The organism is Paenibacillus sp. LjRoot56 (assembly GCF_964253335.1).
Lineage (GTDB): Bacteria > Bacillota > Bacilli > Paenibacillales > NBRC-103111 > Paenibacillus_E > Paenibacillus_E allorhizoplanae.
Genome location: NZ_CAXURV020000002.1, coordinates 346,759 through 361,308, shown reverse-complemented (window position 1 = coordinate 361,308; position 14,550 = coordinate 346,759). Strand labels below are relative to the sequence as shown.

The window sequence follows — 14,550 nt, the reverse complement described above, 5'->3', positions numbered from 1 at the left end:
AATTGGGTCAGCCGCCTTCTTAACTTCATATGCACTTGTCACCAGACAAGCTTCGTTACACATCCAGCAAGTCGTTAAAAATGCCTCTGAACTTATTAGCCACCGCTGAAGCCCCTTCCTCTAGCTCATCGGTACTGAAGTAATAACGGTGATGGGACTCATCCATATCCATCATTTCTGCTAAAAGCCCGCTAAATCCACGCGCTTTGCGGTCGAATTCCATAAGGATTTTAACCCCGTTATTATCCGGGTAAAATACAAGCTCTAGCTCTTCAACAGAGCGGCTGTATTCGCTATTTTTATAGGGGACAAATTCAAAATTCTGAATAAATGGCAGGTGATAATTATGTTGCGGAAAATATTCGTTCTCTGCTTTATGTAAATAAAAGCCCAAATCCTCCAACGCTTCAAAAATAGCGGAGGTGTGCGGATGAGCCAATACTTCAATATCATCACGATCTGATGGATCAATAGCGTTGTCAATATCCATGCTTGTACGAATCCAGATCGGGCTTACGCCAATAGAAATGGGTGTCTCATGCGGCAGCACGAATTGAAAAGGAATCTCTATCGATTGTCCTGGTGCAAACTCCAAACTTTCTCCCAACAGAATATTGGCTATATCAACCGATTCTGTCACCATACGATTCGGATCGCTCTCAGAGGGCGAGGGCTTGCGGTATTGTGTTATAATTTTAAAATAAATTTTGTCCACTTTTTGCTCTACACTGCCGCCTTTAGCAATAATGACGCCCTCTACCAGCTCACCTGGTATGAAGGCCTCCGTATGGAACTGTGTATCGATATCAATGTTCCCGATCCCTACTTTAGCCATCATCTTCTTAAAAAAAGACATAATTATTCCTCTCCTTTATTATTCTTATTTCCCGAACCGAAACCGATTACATATCCATCTAAATCTTGAACCGAAAAATCTTTCCATGTACCCCAATCGTACGTTGTTTCTTTAGGTTCTGAAACAATAATTGCCCCATTTGTTTTAAGCTCTATGAATAAAGCGTCCAATTCATCATGATTTTTTATATAGGCATATGTATTCCAAGTCCCTTTGTTAGGTCTAACATCTTCTATATTGGTTGCTTGAATTAACTTAAATCCGAATCCGAAATTATCTCGAATAGCCCAAAACTCGTTTACTTCGCATCCAAGGGCATCTTCATAGTACTTCTTAGACTTTTCATAATTGGATACCAACAAGACTGTAAGCGAACTCTCAATCTTCGTTTTGATAATTTCCATATGTATCACTCCCTTGGCTATTGGGAAATCCACCCATACAAACAATAACGAATGTACGTTCGTTTGTAAAGAGCCTTTTCTCTTAAATTGCAAGGGCAACTGCTGATTCCAATAATTCTTGCCCGTTAGAAGTCAACAAGCTGCCAATGATATTGGCAGCTTGTCGTTGTGCTCTCGTTTTGTGAAGCAATACGTAATCGACTCCATAACCATAAGATCTACATCAAGCATTCACAGACATCTCCAGAAAATAGGCGACTACGACTTCACGAAATTCCTGTGCAGCCCGGGAAATGTATCGACTTTTGTGCCATATTAAAGCAATTTCCCGCACCAATTCATGATCTTCGATGTGTAGATAAGCGATCTGTTCCCGTGAGTTTCTTGCAGAACTTGGTAAGAAGGCAATGCCGATCTCAGCTTCCACAAGCGCGCTTAATCTAGCAGGTTCATTCCCCTCATACACATACTTGGGTTCAAATCCAACCGAATTACATATGGAGTCAACTAAATCGCGGGTACCATAGCCTTTCTTTACACCGACAAATGATTCATTTCTAAGCTCGCTTAAGGACACGCTGGTTCTGCCTGCCAATCGGTGCCCCAAAGGAACAGCTAATAGGATTGGGTCCATGCACACGATTTGACATTCGATGTCATCCCCTTGAACCGGCGGTGAGGACAAGCAAAAATCGACCTCCCCACGATGAAGCAGAGTCACCATTTCCTGCGTGGACAGCATTTGTACATGAAATTGGAGATGAGGCTGTTTTTTCCTGAACGCTCGCAGGATATTGGGCAAGGTACTTGCGGCAGTAACCGCCAATTCGAGGGCGCCATGTTCCGGACTGGATAAATCGCTTAACTCCTGCTTCCCCTGTTCCAATTCAAATAAAGCTCTTTCAGCACGCTGTAGGAATCTGCTTCCGAACTCATTCAATCGTAGTTTCCTTCCGATTCGATCGAAGAGTGGAACACCTAAGTCCTCTTCCAAGCGTTGAATCGTTTTACTCAGGGACGATTGCGTAACATGTAAGCTCTGCGCGGCCTCCGTCATATGTTCCAATCGAGCCACCGTGATGAAATATTGCAATTGAAGTAGTTCCATTTTGTACCGCCGCCTCCGACTCATTCCTTCTAATCAATGAAATCATAACATAAAAGTGATTGGAATAAATAATGAAATTCAAGTACGATGACATCAGTAAACAGGGGGTGTCAGACATGAATAGTCGCAGCAAATGGTTGTTGATTTCAGTTGGATTGGGGGTGCTGCTGAACCCCTTAAATTCTTCGATGATTGCTGTTGCAATGGCAAGGCTGCAAAATGTGTACCAACTTGCATTCACAGAGGTGTCCTGGATCATATTTGTATTCTACTTAGCGAGTGCTGTAGCACAGCCTGTGATGGGAAAGGCAAGTGATTTATTCGGTCGCAAGAAGATATTTCTTGCTGGGCTGATTATCGCCTTCATTGCTTCCTTATTAGCTCCTCTATCGCCCCACTTCGGGTTGCTCCTCGTGTTTCGTATTATACAAGCGATAGGAACAAGCATGATGGTTGCAGTTGGCATGGCCATTGTGCGGATTCATATAACGGAGAAACAAGCGGCTGCTCTATCCGTCATGTCCATATTCCTATCCGGAGCTGCAGCACTTGGCCCTTTCATAGGCGGGATCCTGATTCACTGGTGGGACTGGCAGGCAATCTTCCTCGTCAATATTCCGTTCGTGGTGGCGAGCTTTTTACTCGCGTGGAGGTTCATCCCCAATGACCAACAGGCAACATCTCTTACACACGAACTATCTTTTCGAAAATGGATAGCATTGATCGATGCCTCTGGGATTCTGCTGTTCACAGTTGGGCTAGTTGGGCTGCTCGTTGGCGTACTGTCAGCCAAATCAGTCGGACACATCTCCATGATGCATGTCATCGTCGGGCTGATTGGCCTCGTTTCACTGGGGGCTTTCGTACGCCATGAATTAAGAACGACAACTCCCTTTATACCTCTACGCACATTCGCCAAATATCCGGCAATGACAAGGGTCAATATCGAATTCATGCTCGTTAACGTACTATTTTACTCCCTCTTTTTCGGGCTTCCGTCCTATTTGCAGATGGTACGTCATGTCAGTGAATTCCACACTGGGCTTCTCATGTTAAGCCTAGGCTTATGTTCACTCATCGTATCTCCCTTAGCAGGCCGATGGATTGATAAATCAGGACCACGGCCAGCCTTGCTGCTATCCGCGATCCTGATGACACTTGGGTCCATATGGATTGTGACATGGCAACCAACTTCTCCGATGGTCAGTGTATGTTTAGCTTTAGCCGCGTTCGGAGTTAGCAATGGCTTGAACAATGTCGGGATGCAAGCCGCTTTGTTCCAAAGCTCACCGAAAGAAATGATCGGGGTAGCCTCCGGATTGTTCAATACATCCAGATATTTGGGCACCATTCTCTCTTCTTTATTGATCAGCATCGTAATGGGAGATACGTTCAGCGCGGGTGGTTTGCGATTACTCGGGATTATTCTCACAGTGATTGCTATGTGTCTACTATTCTTGAATCGGAGACGCTTGGCCTCCCCACCACGTGAAGCATCCCTGAATTCTTAAATCAGCCATCATGCTGCTCATTTTTACTTAACGCAAGGTATATTTTGGGTGCCGCAAGATGATAATTAATGAGAAACGGTTGCTTCTTATCTTATTCGTTTCATTCAAATAGTTCCTTAGGGTTTACGGAGGGCTTGTTTATGAAACTAAAGTTAGATAACATTAATTCTTCCATTAGCATTAATTTGCAAAAAATCCAACAAATTTTCTCAAACTGTGATTCTTTAGTTATACGTAATTTCACAGGAGGAAAAGGAACTATACACGCTTGCATCATCTACTTAGATGTCCTTATCGATGAAAAAAGTTTGAATCAACATATCATTCGTAAAATTAACGAAGACATGCGTCTCATGTCGAAACTTACTTGTGAATCCATCCTAGAAACGATTTACTCACTTGGTACTATTCATGTAATGACAGATATTGAACATATCGTAAGTTTGATTACAGATGCTGGTTTTGTAGTATTAATTGAAGGCCATACTGAAGCTTATGGCATGTTACTTCCAGGATATGAGACTCGTCCTATCGAAGAACCGAAAATCGAGATCAATGTTCGTGGTCCAAGAGAGAGCTTTACTGAAGATCTACATAAAAATTTGAGCATGGTGTACAGGAAGCTTAAGACACCAGACCTAAAATCACAATTGTACGTTCTTGGACAGAAAAGCAACACAAAAGTCATGATTTTATATCTTGAAAACCTTGTCGATTTAGATATTCTTACTGCTCTACAACATAAACTTGAATCCATTCAATTGGATTTTTTAATTGCTAACACTCAAATTGAGGAGTTGATTCAGGGGAGTACGTTCTCCCCCTTTCCTCAGCTTGTCACAACTGAAAGACCAGATAGAGTGGCTACAGCTCTATCTAGGGGTAAAATAGGAATTATAACGGATGGTACACCCATTGCTTTACTTACACCATCCACTTTTTTTGAAATGCTGCACCCCAGTGAAGATCTTTATGAAAGGTTCTATTTCGCAAACTTTTTGCGGATCATTCGTTTGATCAGTCTGTTTCTATCCTTGTTTGGACCTTCCTTATATATCGCCTTGACGACCTTTCATCTCGAGATGATTCCCACCCCATTAATGATGACTTTTATTTCCTCAAAAGCAGGTATTCCATTCCCTACGTTTGTGGAAGCTCTCCTCATGGAAACATCCTTCGAGCTTCTGCGAGAAGCCAGTCTTCGTCTTCCCCGTGCTGTTGGACAATCAGTTAGCATTGTCGGTGCACTTATTATAGGAGAAGCTGCTGTACAGTCTGGTATTGTATCCCGCCCAATGGTGATTGTAGTTGCAATGACAGGAATTGCCTCTTTTGCTATTCCATCCTTTAGCACGGCTATCGCGTTACGTATGCTTCGTTTTCCTGTCATGCTTTTTACAGCTTATTGTGGTGTGTTTGGACTCTCGTTGTCCTTGTTCATACTTATCTTACATCTATGTTCTTTACAATCCTTTGGTGTCCCTTTTTTAGCGGTCACCAATAATGGCAGCAGCATAAGAAGTAATATCATGAAGTATGTACTCCTTCCAGTCAGATACAGATCTAATATGAAAGGTAAAAACGAAATGACAGGTACTTCTCACAACAAGGAAGGACTACTTTTAGAGGATGTTGAGCAGAATTATGAAAAGGACTAACCTATATTTGATTTTGTGTTCTATCTCCTTATTCCTAGCGGGATGTACACAGGATAGGATAGAAATTAGCGATATAGCTTTAGTTACAGCAACGGGGATAGATTATGATCTCGATAAGAATAGGTATGTATTTACTGCGTATTGCTTGCTTCCATCATCAAAAAGTACCGATAAAACGAGTGGGCTTTCTGAGTGGGTTGCAAGTGCAACCGGCATCTCTATTTTGGATTCTGCCAAAAACTTACGAAGCCGCGCAGGCAAAACATTGACTTGGCAGCACAATAAATATATTCTCGTTGGCGAAAATGCAGCACGTCATTCTTTGTATGAAATACTGGATTTCATAACAAGAAATCGGCAAGTCCGGCTTTCCAGTTATCTTTTTATTAATGATGGCAATGCGGCAGACGTATTAAACTTAAAATCGGAAACTGGAGATTTACTTTTCAACGATTTGCAGGGAAAAGTTCGAAATGAAAAAGAGTGGGGAAAAAGTATTAGTCAGATCATACAAGATGTTGCCAATTGGAGTATTAATCCATACAGAGGCTACGTTGTAGGTAGGTTGAGTACTTCGAAGCAAAGTAAATCTAGTGAGGTTCTATATTTTAACGGTGGAGCAGTAATAAACAAGGATAAAATGACGGATTGGTTGAAGGGATCCGATGTGCTAGTTGTTCACTTATTGGCAGAGAAAAAGAAATGGAACAGCCTAATTTTCAACGAAACTATTCCTTATAACTCTAATAAAGTGACATTATTTTTTAAAGTTAAAAAGAAATTCATCCAAAGCAATTTCGTTGATGGTAAACCCAGCATCGATATTCATTTAGATTTAACTTCAACAATAGGAGAAATAGCTAAACCTCTACCGTTTGCTAATCCGGATACAATCGATCAATTAGAGCAAGAGGCTTCCAAAGTCATAGAAAAGTTGATCCAGAAAAGCTTGAATCACCTACAAAAAGAGTTGAAGGTAGACGTTCTAGGATTCTCTGAGCTACTTAAACAACATCATCCCCATGAATGGAATCGGATAAAAAATAACTGGAATGAGCTCTATCCAACAATTCCGATCCAGACAAATGTTCATGTTGCCATTGAAAAAATAGGATTGATTCAAAATTTAGGAGAAAATGGATATGTTGAATAGTATCATCTGTGTACTGACTATAGGTTATGGCATCAAACAATTCCTAAATTCACGAAATCAAACAAATAATCACGATGCGATAGCCATGCTTCTGCTGTCCGCAGTTATTGTAGGTTACTGTATTCCGATAGGACACTACACCCTGCCAACAGTGGAGTCACTCTACACCAAGTTGTATAAACCAGTCTCGGATTATATGTTGGAACAATTAAAAGTAAGTTAGGGGTCGTCATGAAGTCAGTTAAAATAACTTATGTCCAGTTTGGGTTCTTATTATTCAGCTATTTGTCTGGCTTCTCTACTCTGTTTTTGAACGAAGCTAAGTTCTTAAAACAAGATGTTTGGATTTCCTATACCCTAGGGACTACCCTTGCCATTATTATGATGCAGTTGATGTGCTATATACAGAAGCAGTACCCTAACTTAAAAATGGTTGAGATTTTTGATAACCTAGTAGGAAGCAAGCTAGCAAAATTATTAATTTGTATTTATCTGCTCTACATTCTTGAAATTCAGACGGCAGCCTGTCGGGCTTTATCGTTCTTTTATACGACAGTTGTTCTTCCAAATTTACCATCTAACCAAATCGTGCTATTTATTATCTTATGTACGACATATGCCACATTTCTAGGTCTTGGTACGATAGTTCGGTCCACACAAGTGATTATGCCCTTCTTTTTAGTGGGCATTGCAATCATTTGTTTATTTATTATAAGAGAATTGGAAACCAATCCTTTCCTGCCCCAGTTTCAACATAGTATTTCGGAACTTGTCTACGGTGGGTGGCTTTCCTTCTATTTTCCGTTTGGAAAATCTATCGTTTTTGTTTTTATCCTCTATCGTGTGAAGAATTTGGATAAGATATTCACAATTAGCTTAAGTGCCTTAGTTCTCTCATTTCTCTATTTATTACTAGCGACTTATTTAACATTAGGTTCGCTTGGACTAGATTTGGCAGGAACAATTATGTTCCCCTTTTTCTCGTCAATTCAAATGGTTAAATTCGGAGAATATCTGGAAAGAATTGAGATCGTCATCATCGGTATTTGGACCATATTTACCTTATTCGAAATTGTCGTTCTCCAACATATTTTTATCAAGCTGCTCGCTCATACACTACAATTAAAAAATACGCGAAATTTTATTCTCCCAGTTGGGCTTTTATTTTTTGCGATGACACAAAAAAGCTTTATCCGTATGAGCGACCTTTATCTTTATAACACTACAATTGCGCTGGTTTCTTCCCTACTTCCGACTGCGATTATTCCCATCGTATTAGTTTTTTTAACCTTGATGAGAAAACGCAAGCGAATATAGCGTATCCCGCGGTTTAAATTGGACGATATTCTTGGCATGGTTCGGCCAACGGATCCTAACGGGACTATATTCTTGTCACCCAACAGAACTACACAAAAGGTTTGCCCACAATGTCCCTAAACATAACAGGCAAACCTTTTCCCTATTCAAGTAGCTGCAGTTTCAATTCTTTCACATTGCCTGTATAGCCTTCTGGCATCCGAACTTGAACAGACACACTTGCCGGATAACTGACGGTAAGTTCCATCGTTTTACTAGCTTCGTTCACCGTCCAGGACACATCGATTCGTCCCCCTGCTGGATGTGGAACGCTCCCTTTCGCCCATGTCAATCCACTCGGTGCTGGCGCAACTTCGATCTCTGACCATCCAGGTGCAAGACTTCTCACACCTAGCACTTCCCTGCCCAAGAAATATGCTGGAGCCGAAGACCAGGCATGACAATGACTACGGGTAAGCATGTTCGGATTCGCACGATTTTCAAGGAAATTCGGATACTGTTCCCAACATGTTGTCGCTCCATTGCGAATCATCATCCCATAGTTATGGCGAATATCCGCTAGCACGAGATCAACTTCCCCCAATTTCGCAAGCGCTTCGTAATAGAAGAACGACATAAATGGACTACCAATTTGCACAAAATGAGACGGCGGAGACACGAGGTAACTGTCGATCTTCTGTTTTCGGTCACCGAACGCTACGCCAGTTAATGAGGCAACTACCTGTGTCTGCATACTCACAACTTGCGAGCGTCTTCCATCCGCATGGATGCAATCGATATACGCCAATGCATCCTCATTCCACAAATGGTTGTTGATGGCTGTTTCCAGTCGCAATGCCGCATCTTCGAATAAAGCAACTCCCTGCTCATCGCCTGAGATGCGTGCCATTCGTGCGCCAACTCTTAACGTATGCGCCAGAAACATATTTTGATGCGTGACAATGCCGTCATTCGGCTGATCAATCGGTGACCAGTCGAGTAAATTCCAGCCTTTAATCGCAAAGAGGCCTTGATCATTGATGTTCATTAAATAATGCTCGAGTGTAAATCGGATATGTTCATACATCTCCGAAGCAAATGATTCATCTGCCGTCTGATCGTAATATTCTGCACAAGCAATCGCCCAGAAGAACGTCCAATTGGGAATCACACTGCTCCACCCGCTAGGCACTTGGTCTGCGAACAACGGGGTTTGGTGCTTAGAACCAGGTACAAGGCTTAAGCAGCGTTTAACAATATCTTGCACACCATATAGATAGTTACTTACCAATGCTTCATTCCGACTGTCTCCAACCCAGAATACCTGCTCAAAAGCAGGACAATCTACGAAAGTATCCTCCATACACACCTTCGTTGTGTGGCGGGATATTTCCCAAATATCATTCAAGAGTTCGTCCGAACACGTGAATTGCCCGACTTCTGCAACGGGATAATTACTCTGAATCATCGTGACGTTGTAGAGTTTAATAGGCTGCTTAGCTCCTCGTACCGTCATGGACACATATCGGAAACCTCGCCGAATCGGAGTTTCATAGCGCTGGCGGCCCGCTTTACATACATAGCGAAGCGTATGGTCAAGTCCAAACATGTCCTGTCTATACTCACCTGCCATGTACTCGAAGCCATACCAATCTAGGATATCTCCCTCATTGGCTTCCACCTCGAAGGCCAAATAACCGGAATATTCTTTCCCTAAATCAAATAGCACTTCCGTATCGTATCCTTCAAAAACAGGTACGCTAGCTGCTTCCGCGTTTGGAATAATCGCATTTTGCAGCTGGGGAGGAACTGCGAAGCGAATGTTTTCTTTTCTCCATACACTTAGAGCAAATACATCTGCCTCAGACACGTACTTAGGATTTACAGGTTGAATCCAGTCCTTGTACACGCTTAAGTCTTCCACAGTTCTCACGTTGTCGTGCAGTTCTAGGTAGCTCGGATGTTCCGACTCCAAGGCGCGATCACGTTGGTGATCGATTAACTCAACGACATCGAAAGGTCCTATTCTGAGCCAAGCAGATTCCGCATGTTCTCGGTAGTTAGCTGGCGCCTGGAAGGAGACAACTTGATCTTCCTCCGCGTATAAGCCAATCTGTAGCTTGCCTGTATGAATATTACTAGACACATCAATCAAGAGCAGATTATCTCCTGCCTGAAGATCAACGTCCACGTATCGTTCTGGCGCCGAACCGTAGATGCGATTACTCTTAATCCACTCCCCATTTATCGATAGGGCTTTGAAACATTCTCCGCTTTGAAGAAATCCAATCGTCACCTTGCCGGCTTTGCTGGACACAAGGGATGTCGCTGTGTAACCGAGGAAATGAATGCGATTCGCATGAACCTCGCTTCCGTCCATCCAACCGTTTCGGATATCTAGTGTCGCAGTCACCTGAAACGTCTTGATCTTCGCGAGGGATTCGACTCGAACTGGCGTAATGATTTCTTCCGTCAAAAGAGGAATATCACGCGGTTTAACAACCGTCCACGGTTCCATGCCAACAGGCCCAAGCACGATCGACTGCATCCAGTTTACAGGGTCATACTCCCTCTGCATCCATGACGAATCCCAGCGACTTGCATCTATATATTCGGCAAAAGCATGCTGACAAGATGCTCTCGATGCACGTGGATGATGTCCCACATGCTCAGACGTATGCCATGTCGCATCTGTTGCTGCGAGTACATGTCCCTCGGAATCGTTTACTTCCGCTAGTAAGCCCCCGCGCCCCCTTACATAATAGAAGGTGGAAACACCGAAATGCATGACGAGAACAGCTACAGTGTTCATTTCGCCTGGTTTTAGTAAATGACCGATTTCATACGTATCGTAGGCTAATTCAAATGGCCAAGAGCGAACCGGCCCTCTCCCCACCTGAGTGCCATTTACCGTGAGCACATATCTTGAATCCGCAGTAATTCTTAGCGAAGCTGTAGGATTACTTAGCCCCTCGCTGTGCGGAACTTCGAACGATTTGCGAAAACATCTCCATTCATTCCGCGGACTTTCTTCCCCATCTCCCCAAATCCACTGGGCTTGCCAATTCGTCATTGTCATCGCGTTAGCGTCCTCCTTACGTTCCTATCTCTTCTTTAATTATAAAAAAAGAGAGGAGCAATGTTATTGGTTGATTACGACATATACTAGGTATATGATGACATTATCCTAAACGAAGTAAAGGAGTTCCTATGCGCAGACCTGATATGCACGTTGAGAAAGGCGAAGAGTTTTTTGAGAATGAATTTGCGATATTCGTCAATAAAGTTTATGAACATTTCGATCTTCCTGAACATTTGCATGATTTCTATGAAATCAGCTATGTATGGGAGGGGAGCGGCTTTCACTATATTGGAGATCAGACGATCCGCGTCAGTAAAGGTGATTTATTTTTCATTCCTATTGGCATCTCCCATATTTTCCGCCCCTCATCTCCCCATCCGAATAAGCCACTGCGGATAGGCAACTGCATCTTCGACGCATCGCTATTTCATTTTCTTACCTCCATTCTGCCAGAGCAGTACTACATGTACAAGTTCAATGATCTGGTTGCGCATGGCGGTCAATGGCTGCAAATGAGAGAACAATCGGGAGAGTTTGAACAAATGATGTCATCTCTATTAAGTGAATTCCAACAGAAGCGGACTGGCTACGAAACTATGATGTGCGGATTACTCCTCCAGCTGCTCATCGTCATGGAACGCGCCATAGAACACAAAGAAGCTTCATCCTCTCCCAATCAAGACAGAATGGAAACTGCCCTGCGGTCGATTCGAAGCCGATTAGCTGACAAGATTACCTTAGTTAGCTTAGCTAAAGAGGTGGGAATTGGTACAAGACAATTACAGCGCATTATTACCGAACATACAGGTGCTTCCTTTTCGGAGCTGATTTCTCATGAGCGAATCAACCAAAGCTGCCGTCTATTAGCTGATCCTTCCAATCGCGACCTATCCATTGCAGATATCGCCGCAGCCGTTGGGATTCAGGATCCGAAAAGATTCTATCGACTATTTAAAGAGAAAACAGGTGTAACACCGGCTATGTATCGCAGGAGGAATTGAATGTGATAAACACTCACCTGCTTCATACATCTAGCAACCTTTGGCGGACAAGGGTTGGGAGTAGGCTCAGCTTGGAGCCGAGGTGCGGTTTGGGCGTTATATGTTACATCCTCTTCTGTCATCCCCTAGTCTGCTTTACTTTCACCCATTGCCCCTTCGCATAACTATCCAATATGGCTTCAGTAATCAACATAGAGCAGTGCCCATCCTCAAAGGTCGCAAAGTTAGCCTGCTCTGTTAACGGGTCTTTCCCTTCCCTAAGGAAAGAATAGAAGTGCAACATCATATGCTTGACCGAGTCTGGCCAGCCTTCGTTATGCCCCCCAGGATGATGGATGGTTGAACGTGCTTCTTGTAAAAAGAGGGCTGGGTCAGCCAATAGCACTTCATTAGCTTGGTCTCGATGGCCGATCCACAACTTTTCGGCTTCTTCTTGGTTCCAACATGCAGACTTTTTGCTGCCGTTTAGTTCAAAGCTAAGCTTATTCTTCCTTCCCGCACTCACTTGTGAAACGGAAAAGACTCCTTTGGCGCCATCATCAAAGCGAAGTAGAACAGATGCATAGTCTTCCGTTACAATGGCGGCATCCTCATAGTCAACCGCTGTGCCCCCTTGTGAAGCATAGGTCGTTACTTTGTGAATAGGTTTTTTCCTGATCGGAATGACCGTTGCCAAATCGGCAAATACTTCAACCACTTTTTTACCTGTGACATATTGAATGGTATCGCACCAGTGAGAGCCAATATCTGCAACAGCCCTAGATGCACCGCCAATTTCCGGAGCAAGTCGCCAATTATAGTCCGTTTCATAGAGCAACCAGTCCTGCAGATAACTGCCATGAATAAGATGAATAGGCCCCAGATCATCCCGTTGAATCATAGAGGCAAGCTGCCGTAGAATTGGGAATTGTCTATAATTGAAATTGACGCCATGTACAATACCCTTGGATTTCGCTAGAGCCACTAGCTCCGCAGACTCTACACTTGAGATCGCCAGGGGCTTCTCTGACAAAATATGCTTGCCAGCTAAGATAGCCTCCTTATTAATTTGAAAATGAAGATAATTAGGTGTGCAGTTGTGTACAACCCCGATGTCCGGATCCTGTAGCAGTTCTCGATAATCTCCATAAGCCTTGGGAATGCCTAACCGCTGAGCTTTCTTCTCGGCTGAAGCGAGATTAGATTCCGCGATAGCCACAACTTCTACGAATCCCAGCCTTCTTATCGCTTCGATATGAGCAGGTCCGATAAATCCTGTTCCAATAATGCCTACAGTAATTTTACGCATAAGTTCCTCTTTTCAGCAGATAACACTTTAAATCTAAACGTTTAGATTTTATTACGCGATAGCGCATCCAGGATCATTTTGAAAATAACAAGATCTTGCTTATAATCCTCTGGGGTCGTCTTCGGTGTTAAATCCTGCGTGATGACGTCGTACAGGTATTGCAGCTCTAAGGTGTACGAGTCTGTCCAAGTAGGACGAATCACAGATTCAGTATAGGCTTCGCCGACCGTTTCATGCACATGGAGCTTCGTGGGAAGATGGCGAATATAGGGTGTATCATATTGAACACGGACAGATTTATGCGTCGCATATACTTCCAAATGAGCATCGAAGCGTCCCTGACCGTCTGTACCCGTTTCGAACGTAACTGCAAATTGATCGTAATCGAAGATCGCCGTCAAAAATAAACTGCCATTGTTCGTTACTTTAGCACCAACGATCCCTTTGGGCATACCAAGCGCTTCGCGCATAGCGGAAAGATCATGGCTAGATAAGCCGCAAAGTAGGCGATATAACTGACCATTTGGTGATTCCGCGTTTACCCCCGTCGCTTCCTTCACTAATTTCTCACTTCTATGACGCTTATCCGCCTTCAACGCTTCCGGAATATCATCAAAGGAAACGACATGACTCGTTGGCTTAACGAATAAGCGGTTGGGTCCAATGATATCCCTTACTCTCGCATATTGGATATTCTCAAAGCCGCCAATTTGCTTTACCGCTTCCACGAAGGATGCCGCGTATCTGCGCATATAGCCAACCATGATTTTCACCCCATTGCGTTGTTGGGCTTCAATGATGGCGTCAGCTTCGCTCTCCGTTAAACACATCGGCTTCTCGATCAACACATGCTTCTTATGATTCGCAGCTGCAATCGCACATTCTGCATGGTATTCATCACTATTCAACACAAAAACGACATCCAGATCCGCTTGCTTGACTAGCTCGGCGGCGTCTGTGTATAGGTTTTCCACGTTATATTTGTCACCTAAATGAGCTACTAGCTTTGGCGAAATATCGCATAAAGCTGCAATGCGGAACTGCTTAGGAAGCGTTTCTAGTACAGGCAAATGAATCACTTGCGCGACTTCTCCAAGACCGATAATGCCGACGTTTAACGTTTTCACTGTCATACGTATATCTCTCCTTAGATAATGGGATTTTCAACGATAAAATCTAAACGTTTAGATTTC

The 14,550-nt window shown here is 43.2% G+C and carries 12 protein-coding genes; 6 read left to right on the top strand and 6 right to left on the bottom strand.

Going from position 1 to position 14,550, the window contains the following annotated elements; all coding sequences use genetic code 11:
- Positions 1–55 precede the first annotated feature (55 nt).
- From ACSQ8O_RS14345 to ACSQ8O_RS14335, 3 genes are all read right to left on the bottom strand, one after another.
- Positions 56–856 carry a sporulation protein gene (locus tag ACSQ8O_RS14345; RefSeq protein WP_436242226.1) on the bottom strand — a complete coding sequence of 267 codons (801 nt, stop codon included), beginning with the start codon at positions 854–856 and terminating at the stop codon, positions 56–58.
- A 2-nt stretch (positions 857–858) separates the two neighbouring features.
- Positions 859–1,260, bottom strand: a complete 402-nt coding sequence (locus ACSQ8O_RS14340) for a VOC family protein (protein WP_436242225.1) — start codon at positions 1,258–1,260, stop codon at positions 859–861.
- Between the two features lie 223 nt (positions 1,261–1,483).
- Positions 1,484–2,368: a LysR family transcriptional regulator gene (locus tag ACSQ8O_RS14335; protein ID WP_436242224.1), complete on the bottom strand. Its 885-nt coding sequence runs from the start codon at positions 2,366–2,368 to the stop codon at positions 1,484–1,486.
- A 116-nt stretch (positions 2,369–2,484) separates the two neighbouring features.
- On the opposite strand from ACSQ8O_RS14335, the gene ACSQ8O_RS14330 reads away from it, so the two are divergent.
- The 5 genes from ACSQ8O_RS14330 to ACSQ8O_RS14310 all read left to right on the top strand — a co-directional run bounded on the left by ACSQ8O_RS14330 (position 2,485) and on the right by ACSQ8O_RS14310 (position 8,007).
- Positions 2,485–3,879, top strand: a complete 1,395-nt coding sequence (locus ACSQ8O_RS14330) for an MFS transporter (protein ID WP_436242223.1) — start codon at positions 2,485–2,487, stop codon at positions 3,877–3,879.
- A 140-nt stretch (positions 3,880–4,019) separates the two neighbouring features.
- The gene (locus tag ACSQ8O_RS14325) at positions 4,020–5,537 is read left to right on the top strand and encodes a spore germination protein (RefSeq protein WP_436242222.1); all 1,518 of its coding nucleotides are present in this window, start codon (positions 4,020–4,022) and stop codon (positions 5,535–5,537) included.
- Positions 5,524–6,690, top strand: a complete 1,167-nt coding sequence (locus tag ACSQ8O_RS14320; protein ID WP_436242221.1) for a Ger(x)C family spore germination protein — start codon at positions 5,524–5,526, stop codon at positions 6,688–6,690. The genes ACSQ8O_RS14325 and ACSQ8O_RS14320 overlap by 14 nt, the downstream gene beginning before the upstream one ends.
- Positions 6,680–6,913 carry a hypothetical protein gene (locus ACSQ8O_RS14315; protein ID WP_436242220.1) on the top strand — a complete coding sequence of 78 codons (234 nt, stop codon included), beginning with the start codon at positions 6,680–6,682 and terminating at the stop codon, positions 6,911–6,913. Before ACSQ8O_RS14320 ends, ACSQ8O_RS14315 begins: the two co-directional genes overlap by 11 nt.
- Before the next feature lie 8 nt (positions 6,914–6,921).
- A complete protein-coding gene (locus ACSQ8O_RS14310; protein WP_436242219.1) occupies positions 6,922–8,007 on the top strand; it encodes a GerAB/ArcD/ProY family transporter in 1,086 nt (361 codons plus the stop codon).
- Between the two features lie 142 nt (positions 8,008–8,149).
- Here the strand turns inward: ACSQ8O_RS14310 and ACSQ8O_RS14305 are convergent, their stop codons facing one another.
- Positions 8,150–11,065, bottom strand: coding sequence for a family 78 glycoside hydrolase catalytic domain (locus ACSQ8O_RS14305; protein ID WP_436242218.1), 2,916 nt, complete (start codon positions 11,063–11,065; stop codon positions 8,150–8,152).
- Between the two features lie 131 nt (positions 11,066–11,196).
- Between ACSQ8O_RS14305 and ACSQ8O_RS14300 the strand changes: the two genes are divergently transcribed.
- Entirely contained in the window at positions 11,197–12,069 is an 873-nt protein-coding gene (locus ACSQ8O_RS14300) for a helix-turn-helix domain-containing protein (RefSeq protein WP_436242217.1), read from the top strand.
- A gap of 118 nt (positions 12,070–12,187) precedes the next feature.
- Here the strand turns inward: ACSQ8O_RS14300 and ACSQ8O_RS14295 are convergent, their stop codons facing one another.
- Positions 12,188–13,357, bottom strand: a complete 1,170-nt coding sequence (locus ACSQ8O_RS14295; RefSeq protein WP_436242216.1) for a Gfo/Idh/MocA family protein — start codon at positions 13,355–13,357, stop codon at positions 12,188–12,190.
- Positions 13,358–13,398: 41 nt separating this feature from the next.
- Positions 13,399–14,490: a Gfo/Idh/MocA family protein gene (locus tag ACSQ8O_RS14290; RefSeq protein WP_436242215.1), complete on the bottom strand. Its 1,092-nt coding sequence runs from the start codon at positions 14,488–14,490 to the stop codon at positions 13,399–13,401.
- Positions 14,491–14,550: the final 60 nt, after the last annotated feature.